The sequence below is a fragment of the Halomonas sp. B23F22_10 genome, from assembly GCF_043496975.1.
Classification (GTDB): domain Bacteria; phylum Pseudomonadota; class Gammaproteobacteria; order Pseudomonadales; family Halomonadaceae; genus Halomonas; species Halomonas smyrnensis.
On the sequence record NZ_JBIEKF010000006.1, the window covers coordinates 176,073 to 193,471 of the forward strand.

Annotated in this window: 16 protein-coding genes; 2 read left to right on the forward strand and 14 right to left on the reverse strand. The window is 69.8% G+C overall.

All coding sequences use genetic code 11. The features are described 5' to 3' along the window. Positions 1 to 223: 223 nt before the first annotated feature. The 6 genes from ACGTNF_RS14390 to ACGTNF_RS14415 all read right to left on the reverse strand — a co-directional run bounded on the left by ACGTNF_RS14390 (position 224) and on the right by ACGTNF_RS14415 (position 5,594). On the reverse strand, positions 224 to 1,249 hold the full coding sequence (locus ACGTNF_RS14390) for a ProQ/FINO family protein (RefSeq protein ID WP_394602264.1): 1,026 nt from the start codon (positions 1,247 to 1,249) through the stop codon (positions 224 to 226). A gap of 87 nt (positions 1,250 to 1,336) precedes the next feature. Further along, positions 1,337 to 1,876: a dihydrofolate reductase gene (locus ACGTNF_RS14395; RefSeq protein WP_394602265.1), complete on the reverse strand. Its 540-nt coding sequence runs from the start codon at positions 1,874 to 1,876 to the stop codon at positions 1,337 to 1,339. Continuing rightward, on the reverse strand, positions 1,873 to 2,700 hold the full coding sequence (locus tag ACGTNF_RS14400; protein ID WP_152478274.1) for a thymidylate synthase: 828 nt from the start codon (positions 2,698 to 2,700) through the stop codon (positions 1,873 to 1,875). Before ACGTNF_RS14400 ends, ACGTNF_RS14395 begins: the two co-directional genes overlap by 4 nt. A 78-nt stretch (positions 2,701 to 2,778) precedes the next feature. Beyond that, complete coding sequence (lgt, locus tag ACGTNF_RS14405) at positions 2,779 to 3,579, reverse strand: prolipoprotein diacylglyceryl transferase (RefSeq protein WP_394602266.1); 801 nt, start codon at positions 3,577 to 3,579, stop codon at positions 2,779 to 2,781. A gap of 69 nt (positions 3,580 to 3,648) precedes the next feature. Next, on the reverse strand, positions 3,649 to 4,443 hold the full coding sequence (locus tag ACGTNF_RS14410; protein WP_016856139.1) for a sulfite exporter TauE/SafE family protein: 795 nt from the start codon (positions 4,441 to 4,443) through the stop codon (positions 3,649 to 3,651). Continuing rightward, the gene (locus ACGTNF_RS14415; protein ID WP_394602267.1) at positions 4,440 to 5,594 is read right to left on the reverse strand and encodes a response regulator; all 1,155 of its coding nucleotides are present in this window, start codon (positions 5,592 to 5,594) and stop codon (positions 4,440 to 4,442) included. The genes ACGTNF_RS14410 and ACGTNF_RS14415 overlap by 4 nt, the downstream gene beginning before the upstream one ends. Positions 5,595 to 5,702: 108 nt before the next feature. Here ACGTNF_RS14415 and ACGTNF_RS14420 point away from each other — a divergent pair, with 108 nt between their 5' ends. Next, a complete protein-coding gene (locus ACGTNF_RS14420; RefSeq protein ID WP_394602268.1) occupies positions 5,703 to 6,497 on the forward strand; it encodes an NRDE family protein in 795 nt (264 codons plus the stop codon). An 8-nt stretch (positions 6,498 to 6,505) separates the two neighbouring features. On the opposite strand, the gene ptsP is transcribed toward ACGTNF_RS14420, so the two are convergent. Together ptsP and ACGTNF_RS14430 are read right to left on the reverse strand one after the other, a co-directional pair. Further along, positions 6,506 to 8,770, reverse strand: coding sequence for a phosphoenolpyruvate--protein phosphotransferase (gene ptsP, locus ACGTNF_RS14425; protein ID WP_394602288.1), 2,265 nt, complete (start codon positions 8,768 to 8,770; stop codon positions 6,506 to 6,508). A gap of 75 nt (positions 8,771 to 8,845) precedes the next feature. Then, positions 8,846 to 9,340, reverse strand: a complete 495-nt coding sequence (locus tag ACGTNF_RS14430; RefSeq protein WP_040478547.1) for an RNA pyrophosphohydrolase — start codon at positions 9,338 to 9,340, stop codon at positions 8,846 to 8,848. A gap of 166 nt (positions 9,341 to 9,506) precedes the next feature. Here ACGTNF_RS14430 and ACGTNF_RS14435 point away from each other — a divergent pair, with 166 nt between their 5' ends. Beyond that, positions 9,507 to 10,163, forward strand: a complete 657-nt coding sequence (locus ACGTNF_RS14435) for a histidinol-phosphatase (protein ID WP_016856145.1) — start codon at positions 9,507 to 9,509, stop codon at positions 10,161 to 10,163. A 126-nt stretch (positions 10,164 to 10,289) separates the two neighbouring features. On the opposite strand, the gene ACGTNF_RS14440 is transcribed toward ACGTNF_RS14435, so the two are convergent. The 6 genes from ACGTNF_RS14440 to msrB all read right to left on the reverse strand — a co-directional run bounded on the left by ACGTNF_RS14440 (position 10,290) and on the right by msrB (position 17,252). Next, entirely contained in the window at positions 10,290 to 11,264 is a 975-nt protein-coding gene (locus ACGTNF_RS14440) for a malate dehydrogenase (RefSeq protein ID WP_394602269.1), read from the reverse strand. A gap of 138 nt (positions 11,265 to 11,402) precedes the next feature. Next, entirely contained in the window at positions 11,403 to 11,894 is a 492-nt protein-coding gene (rsd, locus tag ACGTNF_RS14445; protein WP_394602270.1) for a sigma D regulator, read from the reverse strand. Positions 11,895 to 11,979: 85 nt separating this feature from the next. Continuing rightward, positions 11,980 to 12,531 (reverse strand): disulfide bond formation protein B, encoded by a 552-nt coding sequence (locus ACGTNF_RS14450; protein ID WP_394602271.1) that lies wholly within the window; start codon positions 12,529 to 12,531, stop codon positions 11,980 to 11,982. Next, on the reverse strand, positions 12,528 to 14,159 hold the full coding sequence (gene gshA, locus ACGTNF_RS14455) for a glutamate--cysteine ligase (RefSeq protein ID WP_394602272.1): 1,632 nt from the start codon (positions 14,157 to 14,159) through the stop codon (positions 12,528 to 12,530). Before gshA ends, ACGTNF_RS14450 begins: the two co-directional genes overlap by 4 nt. Positions 14,160 to 14,286: 127 nt before the next feature. Further along, the gene (locus tag ACGTNF_RS14460) at positions 14,287 to 16,659 is read right to left on the reverse strand and encodes a Tex family protein (RefSeq protein ID WP_394602273.1); all 2,373 of its coding nucleotides are present in this window, start codon (positions 16,657 to 16,659) and stop codon (positions 14,287 to 14,289) included. A gap of 86 nt (positions 16,660 to 16,745) precedes the next feature. Next, positions 16,746 to 17,252: a peptide-methionine (R)-S-oxide reductase MsrB gene (msrB, locus tag ACGTNF_RS14465; protein WP_394602274.1), complete on the reverse strand. Its 507-nt coding sequence runs from the start codon at positions 17,250 to 17,252 to the stop codon at positions 16,746 to 16,748. Between the last annotated feature and the right edge of the window lie 147 nt (positions 17,253 to 17,399).

Consider the following 17,399-nt stretch of genomic DNA (forward strand, 5'->3'; position numbering starts at 1 on the left):
TGCCCGTTCCTGCCACGATCGCGGCCAAGGCGCCTCATGACGCCCCACCGCCGCCACCTTCGTCAGACCAGACATGACGTCGGTGCATCACGCCACGATTCAACCTGTCCTAAAACAGTGTTCGGTAGCGATGAGCGAACTCATCATGCCGCGGCGATATGACGGTTTCAAGTCAGACAAACGACGCAATGCCCCGCCAGCGTCAACGCTGGCGGGGATGAGTTCAACGCGCGTTGTGGCGGGCCATCAGCTCACCGAGCTTGCGGTGAAGCCGATCGTCGGCGGGCTCGTCCGGAGGAGAAGGCTCCACGGCGGCGGCTCGGGAAGGGGAAGGCGTCGCGGGATCGGACGCTTGGGCGTCGCCCGTCGAGGCAGGGGATGAAGCAGGATCGTTGCGCGACTTGGGCGGCTTCTTGCGGGGCCTGGCCGGCTTGCGCTGACGCTCGGCCTGGAGCTTCTCCAGCTTCCTGTGGGCATGATCGGCGGCACCGCGATCGACGCTGCCGGCAGGCGCACCCTCGAGGTCGATGCGCTCGGCGCCCTCGCGCACCGACTTGAGATAGCGCGGCAGGTTCACGTAGCAGGCCAGCGCACGGCGCACCAGCTTCTCGGGCCAGGGCTCGAGGGCGCCGAGGTCCTCGTGAATGCCGACCTTGAGCGGCCGGGTATGGCCCTTGAAGAAGGCATCGCCGTAGCGCTGATACCACTGCGCCAGCAGCGCCTGGGGCGATGGCGCCTCCTGCTCGGCAGGCTCACTGGCCGGCGGCGCAGGGGCCGCATTCGGCTCATCGGCATCCTCCGCCTCGTCGGCGGCGGGCGTCGCGGCACGATGATGATTCATCAGGGCGGAGAGCCCCCTGGCCTGACGATGCGGCGTCTCGGAAGGTTCCGCCCCCTTCTCGTCGAGCCGAGCCTGAAGCCGCCGGCCGTGAGCCTCGAGCTCGCGGCTCTGCTCGTCGAGCTCGCGATTCTCCTCGGCCAGCTCCAGCCTCGCCTCCTCGGACTCGACCAGCATCGCCTCGACCGCCTTGAGTCGGCCTTCCAGCTCATCGCGCTGCGTCTGGACCGCCTCGGCTCTCGCCTGCAGCTCGGCGTTGCGGGCCTCCAGGGCCTGACGGCCCTGCTCCAGCTCGGCCAGCCGGGTCTGCAGGGCCTGATGCTGCACCCGATCCTCGGCGCGCGCCTCGAGCAGTGCGTCGAGGCGAGATTCCAGGGCCGTCAGCAGACGACGGGGGCGTTCATCGATCAACTCCGGATCCTCCATGCATGCCCGGGGGAAGACAACATCCTTCGCGCGATCGACCCGCAGGCCGGCGGCGCCAGTCGTCAGTCTGTGTCACTCCGGGGAGTCTGGCAAACCCCGGCGCTGGTATTGCACGAAGTCATAGGCCGGCTGCCCCTCGGCGGGCTGCCCCGGCACGCGCTGGCGCTCTTCCCACTCGGCCGCGTCCAGCTCGGGGAAGCGGGCATCGCCCTCCACCTCGGCGCCCACCTCGGTCAGGTAGAGCCGGCTCGCCTTCGGCAGCGCCTGGGCGTAGATCTGGCCGCCGCCCATCACCATGATCTCGTCAACGCCGTCGATGGTGGCCTGCCGGTCGGCCAGCGCCAGCGCCGCGTCCAGGTCGTGGCAGACGCGCACGCCCTCGGGCTGGAAGGCGGGATCGCGGGTGACGACGATGTTGAGCCGCCCGGGCAGCGGCCGGCCGATGGACTCGAACGTCTTGCGGCCCATGACCAGCGGCTTGGCCTGGGTCATGCGCTTGAAGAACTTCAGGTCCTCGGGCAGGTACCAGGGCAGCTGGTTGTCCACGCCGATGACGCGGTTCGCGGACAGCGCGGCGATCATCGCCACCGGGACGAGCGTATCGTCGTTCATACGGCCACCTCTGCCTTGATGTGGGGATGCGGGTCGTAGTCCTCGATGGCGATGTGCTCGAAGCGGAAGTCGAACAGATCGGTCACGCTCGGGTCGAGCACCAGTCGCGGCGCCGGGCGCGGGTCACGCGACAGCTGCTCCCGGGCCTGATCCAGATGATTCAGATAGAGATGGGCGTCGCCCAGGGTATGCACGAAGTCGCCGGGCTCGAGGCCCGCGACCCGGGCGATCATCTGCGTCAGCAGCGCATAGCTGGCGATGTTGAAGGGCACGCCGAGGAAGATGTCGGCGCTGCGCTGGTAGAGCTGGCAGGAGAGCCTGCCGTCGGCCACGTAGAACTGGAACAGGCAGTGGCACGGCGGCAGCGCCATCTCGTCGACCAGCGCCGGATTCCAGGCCGAGACGATCAGCCGCCGCGAGCGCGGATTGGTCCGCAGCTGCTCGAGCAGGTGGGCGATCTGGTCGACATGGCCGCCGCGCGGATCCGGCCAGCTGCGCCACTGGTAGCCATAGACCGGACCCAGTTCGCCGTTCTCGTCGGCCCACTCGTCCCAGATGCGCACCCCGTTGTCCTTGAGGTAGGCGATGTTGGTATCGCCGGCCAGGAACCACAAGAGCTCGTGGATGATCGAGCGCAGGTGCAGCTTCTTGGTGGTGACGAGCGGGAAGCCGCGGGACAGATCGAAGCGCATCTGGTGGCCGAACAGCGAGCGGGTGCCGACGCCGGTGCGGTCGTCACGTTCCACGCCGTGATCGAGCACGGCGCGCATCAGGTCCAGATAGGGCTGTTCGAGGGCGGGAAGGGCGTTGGCGGTCACGGGCATGGTCGACGGCTGAAAATGGGCCACACATTCTACATGCCCGGGCGGTGGCCGCCCATAGCGGCCACCGCCCCGCTGTGGTCACGCCCCGGCGTCGACCCTGGCATCCACCGGCCGGCCGCGGGACCAGGCCATCAGTGCCGCCCCGGCGATGATCATCGGCAGCGACAGCAGCATGCCCATGGTCAGCCAGTCGAAGGCGATGAAGCCGAGCTGCGGGTCCGGGCGGCGCACGAACTCCACGCCGAAGCGGAACACGCCGTAGAGGGTCAGGAACAGCCCCGAGACCAGGCCGCGACGGCGCGGCGTGGCCGAGACCCACCACAGCACCGCGAACAGCACCGCCCCTTCCAGCACCGCCTCATACAGCGACGACGGATGACGCGGCTCCGGCCCCTGACCGGGGAACACCAGCCCCCAGGGCAGATCGGTGACCCGGCCCGGCAGCTCGTGGTTGATGAAGTTGCCGATGCGCCCCGCGCCCAGGCCGATCGGCACCAGCGGCGCGACGAAGTCGGTGAGGGTGAAGAACGCCAGTCGCTTCTTGCGGGCGAAGTAGAGCGAGGCCAGCAGCACGCCGATCAGGCCGCCATGGAAGCTCATGCCGCCGTCCCAGACGCGCAGGATCCACAGCGGGTCGGCCAGCCACTGGTCGAGGCCGTAGAACAGCGCATAGCCCAGCCGCCCACCGAGCACCACGCCCAGCGCGGCACAGAAGATCAGGTCGCCCACGTCGTCGCCGTTCAGGCCGATGCGAGGCGCGCGGCGGCGCCCCAGCCACCAGGCGGCGAGGAAGCCGATGACGTACATCAGGCCATACCAGTGAACCTGGAGCGGCCCGAGCGAGATGGCCACGGGATCGATATCGGGGTAGCGCAGCATGAAAGCCTCGAACGATGCGGGAAAGGAAGGAAGACCAGGAGACCGGCCGCGGCGGCGCCGCGGCCGCGATCATAGCAGGAACTTGAGGCCGACCAGCACCAGCAGGCCGGCGAAGGCCAGGCGCAGCAGGCGCGCGGGCAGGCGATGCGCCAGCTTCACGCCGACCCGGGCGAAGGGCACGCTGGCGATCACGATGCCGAGAAGGGCCGGCAGCATCACGTAGCCCATGGCCCCCGCGGGCAGCTCGGGCTGGCCCCAGCCGACCACGATGAAGGTCGCCGCCCCGAAGGCGGCGATCGGCAGGCCACAGGCCGAGGAGGTGCCGACGGCGCGGGTCATGGGGGCGCCGCAGCGGGTCAGCCAGGGCACGCTCAGGGTGCCGCCGCCGATGCCGAACAGCGCCGACACGCCGCCGATCACCACCCCGGCCAGCGCCATCGCGCCGCGGCCGGGCTGCAGCTGCCCGGGGCGCGGGCCGCGTCCCAGCGCCATCTTCGCGGCCACCGCCATCAGGAAGACGCCGAACAGCGTGCCCAGGGCGCCGCCGGACAGGCTGCCGGCGACGAACACCCCGGCGATCGCGCCCAGCACCAGCCCCGGCAACAGCGCCAGGAACCAGCCGCGGTGGACGCTGCCGCGCCGATAGTGCCCCCAGGCCGACGAAGACCCGGTCACCACGATGGTCGACAGCGAGGTGCCCACGGCCAGATGCATGATCACCTCGGGCGCCACGCCCTGCAGCTCGAAGGCGAACACCAGCGCCGGCACGATGACCAGCCCGCCGCCGATGCCGAACAGCCCCGCCAGGGTGCCGGCCAGGCCGCCCAGCAGCACATAGCCCGCCCAGATCAGCAGCGCACTCATGCCTCCTCCTCCCGCGCCAGCCGCCCGGGCAGCCAGTGATCGACCCGATCCAGCAGGTCCTGGGGCCGATAGGGCTTGGCCAGGTAGTCGTCCATGCCGGCCTCGCGAAAACGCTGCCGGTCCGCCTCGCCGGCGTTGGCGGTCAGCGCCACCAGCACGCTGCGTGCGCCGTCGCCCCGCTCGGCCTCGCGGGCCCGCCAGGCGCGACAGGTCGCCACGCCGTCCATGTCGGCCATGTAGATATCCAGGAACACCAGGTCGAAGGGCGCCGCTTCGAGGTTGTCGAGCGCCTCACGGCCGCTGGTGGCGGTGACCACGTCCAGCCCCTGCCCCTCCAGTACCTTGCGCGCCAGCATCAGGTTGACCGGGCCGTCATCGACGACCAGCACCCGGGCGGCCGCCGGCGGTGGCGGCATCGGCGCCCCCGCCTCGCGGGGGTCGGGGTCGCCGAGGTTCTCGAGCAGCACCGCGGTCTCCGACAGTCGCTCGCGCAGCCCCTCCAGGGCCTCTCGCTCCGCCTCATCGTCGGCGCGCTGGAAGCGCTCCCCCTTCAGCACCTCCGACACGGAGGCCATCAGCGGGTTGAGCATCTGCTGAAGATGGCTGAGATAGCCGGACTTGAGCCGCGATTCCTGCTGGGCGCGCACGCGCCCGGTCTCGAGCCGGGCCAGGCGCCCCTGCTGGGCCTGCAGGTCATCGCTGAGCCGGCGCTCCACGCCGCGCACGGCCTCGAGCTCGGCCTGCCAGCGCTCGATCAGGGCATCGCAGCCTTCGGCCACGCTCTCGAGGCGTCGATGCAGCGGCAGGTCGGGGTCGGCGACACGCCCGGCGCCGACGGCATCGTCGCCGCCGCCGACCGTCAGGCGCTCACCGATCTTGGCGAAGGCCGCATCGACCCTCGCTTCCTCGCCGCGCAGGCGCTGGCGCAGCAGCATCAGGAAGGCCGTCACGTTGAGGCCACTGCCGACCAGCAGCACCAGCAGCCACCAGAAGGTATCGCCCCAGGGCGCCGGCGAGAGGACCAGCCAGCGGCCGCTCAGGCCGACCGCCAGCCACAGCCCCACCATCACCACCTGCAGCGTCAGCAGCGGCCATAGTATGGGGGTGACCAGGCAGTACCAGGCCCGCTCCTTGTCTGTCTCGACACTCATCGTCATCCCTGTACCGCGTCGATTGTCGTCAGCAGAGTGTACGATGCCGAACGGGCCCTGTCATGACGGGGCTTTCCGCACGCCGGCCTCCGGGTTAGGCTGGCGGCCATGTGCCTGATCGCCCTCGCCCACCATCCCGATGCCTCCGTCGCGCTGCGCCTGGTGGCCAATCGTGACGAGTTCCACGCCCGCCCGACTGCGCCGCTGGCCGCCTGGGACGACGCTCCCGGCATCGTCGGCGGCCGCGACCTCGAGGCCGGCGGCGGCTGGCTCGCCGTGCACCGGCGCGGCCGCTTCGCCGCGGTGACCAACGTGCGCGATCCCTTCCTCGACGCGCCCGACGACGCCCCCAGCCGGGGCGACCTGGTGCGCTCGGCGCTCGAGTGCAATGACCTCGAGGGCTGGCTGGCCGCGCTCGCCGACGGCGGCGCCCGGCGCTACGCCGGCTTCAACCTGCTGACCGGCGACGGCCGGCGACTGTGGTATCTGCACCGGGGGCGCGACAAGGTGCGGCTCGAACGCCTGACCACCGGCCTGCATGGCCTCTCCAACGCCGAGCGGGACACCCCCTGGCCGAAGCTGGTGGCCGCCCGCCGCGGACTCGAACACAGCCTGGAAGATGGCCGCTGGCCGGAGGATGCGCTGACGCCTCTCGCCGACTCGCGCGAGGCCGAGGAGGCGCGGCTGCCGGACACCGGCGTGGGGCAGGAACTCGAACGCCGCCTCTCGGCGGCGTTCATCGTCGGCCCGGACTATGGCACCCGGGCCACCAGCTGGCTGGAGTGGCGAGCCGACGGTCGGCTGACCCTCGGTGAACGACGCTTCGGGCCCGGCGGCGTCGCGCTCGGCGACACGCAAATGACGCTCGACACGCCACCGCTGTCCGAGGCCTGCAGAGGCTGAGGCCGGCGTCAGGCGTCCTTGGGCGGCAGCAGGTGAGCGAGTTGCCACTCACCCATGCGCGCCTCCAGGCAGCGCCGTACGCCCAGCGGCGAGGCCTCGGCCAGCACTTCCTCGACCAGCGCCTGCGCCGACGCCTGACTGACGCGGCGGATGGCGGCGCGCACCTTGGGCAGGCTCGGCGCGTTCATCGACAGGGCATCGAAGCCCATGCCCATCAGCAGCAGGGCACCGGCCGGGTCCGCGGCCAGCTCGCCGCACACCGAGATCGGCACCTCCAGCGCCGACGCCTCCCGCGCCAGTCGCGCCATGGCCGACAGCACCGCCGGATGGCAGGCATCGTAGAGCTCCGCCACCCGTGGATTGTTGCGATCCACCGCCAGCAGGTACTGGGTCAGGTCGTTGCTGCCGACCGAGAAGAAGTCCACCCGCTCGGCCAGCGCATCGAGCTGATAGAGGGTCGCCGGCACCTCCAGCATCGCCCCGACCCGCGGCCTGGCCACCTGGACGCCGTCCTCGCCGAGCTCGCGAATGGCCCGGTCCAGCAGCTTCAACGCATCGTCGACCTCGTCGACATTGGTGATCATCGGCAGCAGGATCTGCAGGTTGTCGAGGCCCTGGGAGGCGCGGAGCATGGCCCGCAGCTGGACCATCAGCACCTCGGGGTGATCGAGGGTGACACGGATGCCGCGCCAGCCGAGGAAGGGGTTGGCCTCCTCGATGGGGAAGTACGGAAGGTCCTTGTCGCCGCCGATGTCCAGGGTGCGCATCACCACCGGCAGCGGCGCGAAGCCCTCGAGCTGCTCGCGGTAGAGTTTGGTCTGCTCCTGCTCGCCGGGGAAGCGCTCGGTGATCATGAACGGCACTTCGGTGCGATACAGCCCCACCCCGGCGATGCGCGACTTGAGCGACGCCATGGCATCCACCGCCAGGCCGGTATTGACCAGCAGCGGCACGTCGTGACCGTCCGGGGTGCGACTGGGCAGGTCCTGCTCGTTCTCTAGCAGCTCGGAGAGCGCCCGCTCCTCCTCGATCAGCCCCTCGTAGTGGCTCTCGATATCGGGGCTCGGGCGCACGAACAGCCGCCCGCGGTGCCCATCGAGCACCAGCCGGGCGCCGTTGAGCCGCGGCAGCGGCAGATCGACCATGCCCAGCACGGTGGGAATGCCCATGGCGCGCGCCACGATCGCCACGTGGGCGGTGCTGGAGCCGCGCACCGAGACGATGCCCGCCAGCTTGTCCCGCGGCACCTCGCCGAGCATGGCCACGCTGATCTCGTCGCTGACCAGCACGGTGCGCTCGGGATACACATCGGGCGTGGCGGAGGTGTTTTCCTGAAGGTGGGCCAGCACCCGCCGCCCCAGGTCGCGCACGTCGGCCGCGCGCTCACGAAGATAGTCGTCGTTCACTCGCTCCAGGTACTGCACATGGCGACGCACCACGTCGGCCAGCGCCCCGGGGGCCCACTGCCCCTCGCGGATGCGCTTGACCACCTCCTGGAACAGCGCCTCCTCGCCCAGCATCTGCTGATAGACGTCGAACAGCGCCAGCTCCTGGGCGGAGATACGATTGGCCAGGCGCTCGCCCGCCGCACGGATCTCGTCACGGACCCGGCCGATCGCCTCCTTGAGGCGCGCGATCTCGTACTCCTCGTCGGTGGGGATGAGGTCGGGCACGCTGTCGAGATCGGCCGGCGGCGCGATCACCACCGCCTCGCCGATGGCCATGCCCGGCGAGGCGGCGACCCCGGTGAAGGTGGCCTGACCGCCGGGCAGCGACGGCCGGGTCAGGCTGCCGGTGGCCAGCGCATGGGCCAGCACTCCGGCCAGCTGGGCGGCCATGGTGACCAGGAAGGCCTCGTCGGCCTCGTCGAAGCGGCGCTTGTCGGACTGCTGCACCACCAGCACGCCGAGCATGCGGCGCTGGTGGATGATCGGCACGCCGAGGAAGCTGGAATAGCGTTCCTCGCCGGTGGTCTCGAAATAGCGGAAAAAGGGATGGGCGCGGGCATCTTCCAGGTTGAGGGGCTCCTCCCGCTGGGCCACCAGCCCGACCAGCCCCTCCCCGATCGGCAGGCTCACGTGGCCCACGGCCTGGGTCCGCAGGCCGATGGTCTCCATCAGCACCAGGCGGTCGAGCTGGGTATCGAAGAGGTAGAAGGAGCATACGTCGGTGCGCATGGCCTTGCGGATGCGCCGCACCATGGTCGACAGGGCGGCCTCCAGATTGCGAGCCCCGTTGACCTCCAGGATGATGCGGCGCAGCACCTCGAGCATCGGCGTCTTGCTGTCCATTGTCGTTATGCCTCGCTGAGGGTATTGCCGGGGCCGTCCCCGGCGCGTGTCGTGGCGTCAGCCATGCCCCAGGGCGAGGCGCTGGGCGCGCGGCGACAGCTCGCGCAGCGCGCGCCGATAGACCTCGCGCTTGAAGGGCACCACCTGGCCCAGCGGATACCAGTAGCTGACCCAGCGCCAGCCATCGAATTCCGGCTTGGCCGCACCGCCATCCATGCTGATACGGGTCTCGCCACAGCGGATCCTGAGCAGGAACCACTTCTGCTTCTGGCCGATGCATACCGGCCGGGAACGGGTTCTCACCATGCGGCGCGGTAGGCGGTAGCGCAACCAGCCTCGAGTACAGGCAAGCACCTCGACGTCGTCGGCGGTCAGGCCGACCTCCTCGTAAAGTTCGCGAAACAGTGCCTGTTGGGGTGTTTCGTTCGCCTTGATGCCTCCCTGGGGAAACTGCCAGGCGTTCTGCCCTACGCGACGCGCCCATAGCAGTTGCCCTGCGTCGTTGGCGAGGATGATGCCAACGTTGGGGCGAAAGCCATCTGCGTCGATCACGGACTTCACCTTATGAATCCAGTCTTCACTGCATTCTTCCACAAGGCCGTGAAACGTATCAATACGCCAATGGGGCCACGCTCGTAGGGGGCCGGCGCTTCTGCCATAATCGCCAGCTCGACGTGCCCCCCGACAACGATGCGACCCGACCGACAAGAGGAAAGCCGTGAGCCTCGCCATCTTCGACCTGGACAACACCTTGCTCTCCATCGACAGCGACCACGCCTGGGGAGAATTCCTGCTCGAGCAGGGCGCCGTGGACCCGGTGGCCTACAAGGAAGCCAACGACCGCTTCATGGCCGACTACGAGGCCGGCACCCTGGACATGGGCGAGTTCCTGGCGGTGGCGCTCAAGCCGCTGGCCGAGAACTCCCCGGCGCAGCTGGCGGCGTGGCACCAGCAGTTCATGGCCAGCAAGATCGAGCCGCACATCCTGCCCCGCGGCGAGGAGCTGATCGCGCGCCACCGGGCCAGCGGCGACACCCTGCTGATCGTCACCGCCACCAACCGCTTCATCACCGGCCCGATCGCCGAGCGCCTGGGCGTCGACGACCTGATCGCCGTGGAGCCGGAAATGGTCGACGGCCGCTACACCGGCCGCGTCAGCGGCGTGCCCAGCTTCCGCGAAGGCAAGGTGACGCGCCTGGAGCAGTGGCTCGAGCAGCGCGAGCTCTCGCTGCACGGCGCCTGGTTCTACAGCGACTCCCACAACGACCTGCCGCTGCTGGAGCTCGTCGACCACCCGGTGGCCGTGGACCCGGACGCCTCGCTGCGCGAGGCCGCCGAGCGGCGCGACTGGCGGATCATCAGCCTGCGCGACTGAGCCGGCCCGGCGTCGCCGGGAACCGCAGGCGGCAAGGCGACGGCGTGAAACGGCTGGAAGCAAAAGAAAAACCCGAAGGCCATGGCCTTCGGGTTTTCTTGTCACTCAGCGCTTGTCGCTCGGCGCTCAGCCCAGCAGGTGCTCCACCGCGGCGCGCTCTTCGCGCAGCTCGTTCTCGGTGGCGGTCATGCGCTCGCGGCTGAAGTCGTCGACCGCCAGGTCCTGCACGATCTCGTACTTGCCGCCCTTGCAGACCACCGGGTAGGAATACATGATGCCCGGCTCGATGCCGTAGCTGCCGTCGGCCGGGATGCCCATGCTGACGATGCCGTCGCTGCCCAGCGCCCAGTCACGCATGTGGTCGATGGCCGCGGACGCCGCGGACGCCGCGGAGGAAGCACCGCGGGCCTTGATGATGGCCGCGCCGCGCTGCTGCACGGTGGGGATGAAGTCGTTCTCGTACCAGTCGCGCTCGACCAGTTCGAGGGCCGGCTTGCCATCGACCTTGCAGTGGGCCAGGTCCGGATACTGGGTGGCGCTGTGGTTGCCCCACACGATCATCGAATCGACGTCGGTGCTGTGCTTGCCGGTCTTCTGGGCCAGCTGGGTCAGGGCGCGGTTGTGGTCCAGACGCATCATCGCGGTGAACTGGCCGGCATCGAGGTCCGGCGCGTTGCAGGACGCGATCAGGGCGTTGGTGTTGGCCGGGTTGCCCACCACCAGCACGCGCACGTCGCGGCTGGCGACGTCGTTCAGGGCCTTGCCCTGGGCGGAGAAGATGGCGGCGTTGGCTTCCAGCAGGTCCTTGCGCTCCATGCCCGGACCACGCGGACGGGCGCCGACCAGCAGGGCGAAATCGGCATCCTTGAAGGCGACGTTGGGGTCGTCGGAGGCGACGATGTCCTGCACCAGCGGGAAGGCGCAGTCGTTGAGCTCCATCACCACACCGTTGAGCGCATCCATGGCCGGCGTGATCTCGAGCAGCTGCAGGATGACCGGCTGGTCCTTGCCGAGCATGTCGCCGGAGGCGATGCGGAACGCCAGGGAGTAGCTGATCTGGCCGGCAGCGCCGGTAATGGCAATACGGACGGGGTCTTTCATCGTGGCTCCTTCGGTTGTCGCCGTGAGGATCGGCCGGGGCGCCTGGGCGGCCCGGCCAGGATCAAAACCGAGGGAAATGGTATGCCTGCGCTGCACAAAACTCAATTCGACGTGCGACGCACGCGCAGCAGGCAGGCATCAGGCGCCGCTGGACGCCCTCGCTTCGGGGGCATGGGCGGCGTGGAGCCGGGCGATCAGGCGGTCTTCCAGCGAGAAGCGCTCACCCAGGCCCTTGGACAGGCGGTCCAGCCAGGCCGGCAGCCGCGTCAGGTAGTGCTGGCAGCGCACCGGCGTGGCGTAGTCATCGTCGAAGGCCAGCACCAGCTCGGTGGACATCTCGAGGCGTTCGAGCAGGCGCTCGGCGAGGTCGAGGGCGCCGCCGTCCTCGAAGGCCTCGGCCTCGGCCTTGAGCTGGGGGTAGATCTCGAAGTGCCCGGCGCTGATGTAGTCCATCAGCAGCTCGCTGAAGGCATCGATGCGCGGCTTGGTGACCTCCTCCGGGTCGGCATCACAGGCCGCCTTGAGCTCGTCGAAGTTCGCCAGCAGCGTGCGCCGCTCGCCAAGCCAACGATCGATCAGCCTGTGAACGCCCCCCCAGCGCTCCTGCGCGCTCTTGCAGTCTTCCAGCATGGTGCTTCCCTCGCTCGATGGAACCGACCGCGGACACCCAACCGCCCGGTCTGGAGACTCAGAGTCCTCCCTGGGGCGGGCGCTGTCAATCCTGCTTCGCCTCCTCCGACCAACGATAGCCGTGATGGGACTGCAGGGCCCGCCACATCAGGCCCAGCGGCGCCAGCGCCAGCACCACGAAGCCGATCAGCGTCCAGCCCGGCAGCGACAGTCCGAGGAAGCGCGCGCTGATCTCGGCGCACTCGCCGGAGGCGCTGAGCACCATGGTCACCACCTGCTGCAGCGGCAGCACCTCCATCATGTAGTCGAGGCCGGGGCCGCAGGTCGGCACCTGGTCGGCGGGCAGCGACTGCAGCCACAGGTGGCGGCCGGCCAGGCCGATGCCGGTGCCCACCGCCAGCAGCGAGAGCAGCCCGTAGAGCGCCGCCCCGAGCCGGCCCTTGGGATCGTGCAGCGCCGCCACGGCGAACACCACGCCGGCCGAGATCACCGCCACCCGCTGGAAGATGCACAGCGGACAGGGCTCGAGCCCGCCGATATGCTCCAGCCCCAGGGCCACCGCCATCATCAGCACGCAGAAGGCCAGGCCGGCCAGGCTCCAGCAGCGCACGCGCGCCTCGCGCAGCGTCTCGATCATGTCCGTTCTCCCGAACGCAGCGGGCTGAAGGCGCGCGACTCCCGCGCCCGGGCGAAGTAGTCGGCCAGAAAGTCGGCGAAGGACTCGACGTCGGCGGCCTCGATGTCGCCCTGCTGGTGATGGGAGGTCTCCACCAGCTGGTCGAACAGCGCCCCGCGGGCGCGCTCGATGGGCTCCTCGCGCAGGCGCTCGCCCTGCTCGCCAGCCAGCGCCAGGATCGCCTCGACGAACTCCTCGCCGCCGGCTTCCAGGCGTTCGAGCAGGCGGCCGGACGGCGTCAGTGACGGATCCTCGAGCCGCGGCGCCAGCGCCGCCAGGGCGTCGGCGTGGGGCGTGCCCTCTTCGAGGCGATCCAGCAGCGCGGCGATCTCGCCGAGCCCCTCGAAGATCTCGCCACCCCAGTCGGCGATCGAGCGCTTGGCGCCGTGGTGGTCGAGGCGCAGCTCGGGGTCGCGCCCGCGGGACACCACCAGGCGGCGGTTGAAGTCCAGGTGCTCGCACTCCTCGTCGGAGATCCAGGGGCTGTCGGTGAGCAGGCACCACAGCAGGAAGACGTCGATGAAGCGGCTCTGGTGGGCGTCGATGCCCAGCGGATCGAAGGGGTTGAGGTCCAGGCAGCGCACCTCGATGTACTCCACGCCGCGAGCCTCCAGCGCCTGACTGGGCGTCTCGTCGTGACGCGCCACTCGCTTGGGCCGAATGTCGCTGTAGTACTCGTTCTCGATCTGCAGGATGTTGGCGTTGAGCTGGTACCACTCGTCGTCCACCCGCACGCCGCGGGCCTCGTAATCGGGCCAGGGCGTGAAGATGGCGTGGCGCAGGGTGTTGACGTAGTTCGACAGCGAGTTGAAGCAGATCTTGAGCTGCTCCTGCACCTTGTTCTGGTAGCCCAGGTCGGACATGCGCAGGCTGGTCGCATAGCGCGAGACCAGCGTCTCGTCGCCGTGGGCCTCGAGCCCCTCCGGCACCCGGCCGTCGGGCAGGAAGCTGCGGTCGACCGCCGGCGAGGCGCCGAACAGGTACAGCAGCAGCCAGCTGTGGCGGCGGAAGTTGCGGATCAGCGCGAAATAGCGCGCCGAGCGATAGTCCTGCATCGCCGTCTCGCCCTCGCCGTCCAGCTCGCGCAGCAGCGCGAACAGGTCGTCGGGCAGCGAGACGTTGTAGTGCACCCCGGCGATCGCCTGCATGATCCGCCCATAGCGCACATCCAGGCCACGGCGATAGACGTGCTTCATGCGCCCCACGTTGGAGTCGCCGTAGTCGGCGATCGGCACGCTGTCGTTGCCGTCGAGCCGGGCCGGCATGCTGGCCGGCCAGATCCGCTCCTCGTCCAGCTGGCGATAGCTGAAGCGGTGCAGGTCGGCGAGGAAATCCAGGGCGTCTTCCGGGCGGCTGTAGACCGGCGTGATGTACTCCAGCAGCGCCTCGGAGTAGTCGGTGGTGATATGCGGATGGGTGAGCTTGGAGCCCAGCGCCCGGGGATGCAGGCTCTGGGCGATGCGCCCCGCGGCGTCGACGCGCAGCCCTTCCTTCTCGATGCCGCGGCGCAGACGACCGAAACGCCCCTGGTCGGCCAGCCGGCCGAGGCGCTCGATGTGGGGGGAAAGCGGTTCGGACAAGGTGATCACCCCGTGTCGGGGACGCCGGTGCCGGCGTCCCGGTGGACGTTTCGGGCGCCGCGGCACCCGCAAAGACCTCAGATTATGGTGCCGAAACTCGGCGATTCAAGGTAAGCCGGCTAATCGACCGCCCGGCCTACTTATCCTTCCTGGCCTTGAGCATCGCCGCGCCCAGGGCACCGAGCTGGCCGTCGTTCTGGCCGCCACCCTGCTGCCCCTTGCCGCCCTGCCCCTGGCCACGACCGCCGCCGCCCTTGCGCGGGGCCTTGCGGCCCTGGCGCTCGCCGCCACGCTTGGTCGGCTGGCCGTCCTCGCCGGGCTGGTCGTGGAGGCGCATGGAGAGCCCGACGCGGGCGCGCTCGAGATCCACGCTCATCACCTTGACCTTGACGATGTCGCCGGCCTTGACCACCGAGCGCGGATCCTCGACGAAGGTGTCGGACAGCGCCGAGATGTGCACCAGGCCGTCCTGGTGCACGCCGATGTCGACGAAGGCGCCGAAGTGGGTGACGTTGGTGACGCTGCCCTCGAGCACCATGCCGGGCTCCAGGTCCTTGAGCGTCTCGACGCCCTCGCGGAACTCGGCCGCCTTGAACTCGGGGCGCGGGTCGCGGCCCGGCTTGTCGAGCTCCTTGAGGATATCGCTGACGGTGGGCACGCCGAAGCGCTCGTCGGCGAAGTCGGCGGGCTTGAGGGCCTTGAGGGTGGCGCTGTCGCCGATCAGCCCGCCCAGCTCGCGCTGGCTCTGTTGGGCGATGCGCTCGACCAGCGGATAGGCCTCGGGGTGCACGGCGCTGGCATCCAGCGGGTTGTCGCCGCCCATGATGCGCAGGAAGCCGGCACACTGCTCGAAGGTCTTCGGCCCCAGGCGGCTGACGTCGAGCAGCTGCTTGCGGCTAGAGAAGGCGCCGGCGGCGTCGCGGCGGGCGACGATGTTCTCGGCCAGCCCGGCATTGAGGCCGGCGACCCGCGACAGCAGCGCGCTGGAGGCGGTATTCAGATCGACGCCCACGGCGTTCACGCAGTCCTCGATCACCGCCTCCAGGCTGCGCGACAGCTGCACCTGGGAGACGTCGTGCTGGTACTGGCCGACGCCGATCGACTTGGGCTCGATCTTGACCAGCTCGGCCAGCGGATCCTGCAGCCGGCGGGCGATGGAGACCGCGCCGCGGATGGTCACGTCGAGCTCGGGCAGCTCGCGGGCGGCGTATTCCGAGGCCGAGTACACCGAGGCGCCGGCCTCGCTGACCATGACCTTGGACAGCCGCTGCTTGTCGGCCAGCGCCTTGACCAGATCGCCGGCCAGCCTGTCGGTCTCGCGGCTGGCGGTGCCGTTGCCCACCGCCACCAGGGCCACGTCGTGCTTGTTCACCAGTCGCGCCAGCACGGCCAGCGACTCGTCCCACTGGTTGCGCGGGGCATGGGGGAAGATGGTGGCGTGCTCGAGGAAGCGGCCGGTGGCGTCGACCACCGCCACCTTGCACCCGGTGCGCAGGCCCGGGTCGATGGCAAGCGTCGCCTTCTGGCCCGCCGGCGCGGCCAGCAGCAGGTCCTTGAGGTTGGCGGCGAACACCTCGATGGCCTCGAGCTCGGCGCGCTCGCGCAGCCGGCCCATCAGCTCGGTCTCGAGATGGGTGTAGAGCTTGACCCGCCAGGTCCAGCGCACCACCTCGGCCAGCCAGCGATCGGCGGGACGGCCCTGATCGGCGATCTCGAAGTGCTTCGCGATCGCCACCTGGGCCGGATGCACGGCGGCCTCCTCCTCGCCGGGCAGGCGCAGGGTCAGCGCCAGCACGCCCTCGTTGCGGCCGCGGAACATCGCCAGCGCCCGGTGCGAGGGCGCCTTGGCCAGCGGCTCGTCGTGCTCGAAGTAGTCGGAGAACTTGGCGCCCTCCTGCTCCTTGCCGGCGATCAGCCGCGAAGAGAGCTCGCCGTCGCTCCACAGCCGCTCGCGCAGCCGGCCGACCAGCTCGGCCTCCTCGGCGAAGCGCTCCATCAGGATCTGCTTGGCGCCGTCCAGGGCGGCCTTGGCGTCCTCGATGGCGGGAATATCGCCGTCGGCGGCACGCAGGTAGTTCGCGGCCTCGGCCTCGGGGTCGCGCGAGGGGTCGGCCAGCAGCGCATCCGCCAGCGGCTCGAGGCCGGCCTCGCGGGCGATCTGCGCCTTGGTGCGACGCTTCTTGCGATACGGCAGGTAGAGGTCTTCCAGGCGCTGCTTGGTGTCGGCGGCGCGGAGGCTGGCGGTGAGCTCGGGCGTCAGCTTGCCCTGCTCGTCGATGCTGGCCAGCACCGCCTCGCGGCGCTCCTCCAGCTCGCGCAGGTAGCCCAGCCGCTCGTGCAGCTGGCGCAGCTGGGTGTCATCCAGCCCGCCGGTGACTTCCTTGCGGTAGCGGGCGATGAAGGGCACGGTGGCCCCGCCGTCGAGCAGTTCCACGGTGGCCGACACCTGGGGCCCGCGAACGCCGAGCTCCTCGGCGAGACGATCGATGATCTTGGCTTGTGCGTCCATGTAATCCTTGGCAATCCGGGACAGACGATCGCGACAAGGTACCACACCCCCGGCGGCGCCGGGAGGCGCAGCGGCTCGCGCTTCGCTCAGGCGCCCGAGGCGGGCACGAAGCGCAGCGCCAGGCCGTTGTTGCACCAGCGCAGCCCGCTGGGCTCGGGGCCGTCCTCGAACACGTGGCCCTGATGGCCGCCGCAGCGGGCGCAGTGGTATTCGGTGCGCGGGATCAGCAGGACCAGATCCAGCTCCGTCAGCAGATGCCCTTCCACGTGGGAGAAGAAGCTCGGCCAGCCGGTGCCGGAGTCGTACTTCATGTCGCTGGTGAAGAGCGTCAGATCGCAGCCGGCACAGCGGTACTCGCCCTCGCGGGTCTCCTTGTCCAGCGGGCTCGAGAACGCTGGTTCGGTGCCGGCCTCGCGCAGGATCTCGAAGCGCGCCTCGGACAGCCGCTCGCGCCATTCGGCCTCGCTGAGCTCGAGCGTCTCGAGGCCGGAAGCAGGCTCGAGGTCGAGCTTGGGCCGAGCCAGGGCCAGGCCCGGCAGCACGCCGGCCAGGCCGCCGATCCCCAGCAGTCCCAGGAAATTGCGTCGTTTCATGATGCGCCTCCGTTGATACGAGATGGCCCTTGGTCGGCCCCGCCACCACATCCTTACCTTCACGGCAGACTCCCGGCCAAAAAAGGAGGGAGCCGCCGGATGGCGCCTCCCCCTGGGACCCGGCGCCGAGGCGCCGGTTCATCGAAC

Bases quoted from the DNA above. Each gene is read 5' to 3' on its own strand.
- msrB (WP_394602274.1), bottom strand. From the start codon at position 17,252: ATGAAACGACGCAATTTCCTGGGACTGCTGGGGATCGGCGGCCTGGCC.
- ACGTNF_RS14415 (WP_394602267.1), bottom strand. From the start codon at position 5,594: ATGAGTGTCGAGACAGACAAGGAGCGGGCCTGGTACTGCCTGGTCACC.
- ACGTNF_RS14460 (WP_394602273.1), bottom strand. From the start codon at position 16,659: ATGGACGCACAAGCCAAGATCATCGATCGTCTCGCCGAGGAGCTCGGC.
- ptsP (WP_394602288.1), bottom strand. From the start codon at position 8,770: ATGCTCGAGGTGCTGCGCCGCATCATCCTGGAGGTCAACGGGGCTCGC.
- ACGTNF_RS14410 (WP_016856139.1), bottom strand. From the start codon at position 4,443: ATGAGTGCGCTGCTGATCTGGGCGGGCTATGTGCTGCTGGGCGGCCTG.
- ACGTNF_RS14440 (WP_394602269.1), bottom strand. From the start codon at position 11,264: ATGAAAGACCCCGTCCGTATTGCCATTACCGGCGCTGCCGGCCAGATC.
- ACGTNF_RS14450 (WP_394602271.1), bottom strand. From the start codon at position 12,531: ATGATCGAGACGCTGCGCGAGGCGCGCGTGCGCTGCTGGAGCCTGGCC.
- ACGTNF_RS14400 (WP_152478274.1), bottom strand. From the start codon at position 2,700: ATGCCCGTGACCGCCAACGCCCTTCCCGCCCTCGAACAGCCCTATCTG.
- rsd (WP_394602270.1), bottom strand. From the start codon at position 11,894: ATGCTGGAAGACTGCAAGAGCGCGCAGGAGCGCTGGGGGGGCGTTCAC.
- ACGTNF_RS14395 (WP_394602265.1), bottom strand. From the start codon at position 1,876: ATGAACGACGATACGCTCGTCCCGGTGGCGATGATCGCCGCGCTGTCC.
- ACGTNF_RS14420 (WP_394602268.1), top strand. From the start codon at position 5,703: ATGTGCCTGATCGCCCTCGCCCACCATCCCGATGCCTCCGTCGCGCTG.
- lgt (WP_394602266.1), bottom strand. From the start codon at position 3,579: ATGCTGCGCTACCCCGATATCGATCCCGTGGCCATCTCGCTCGGGCCG.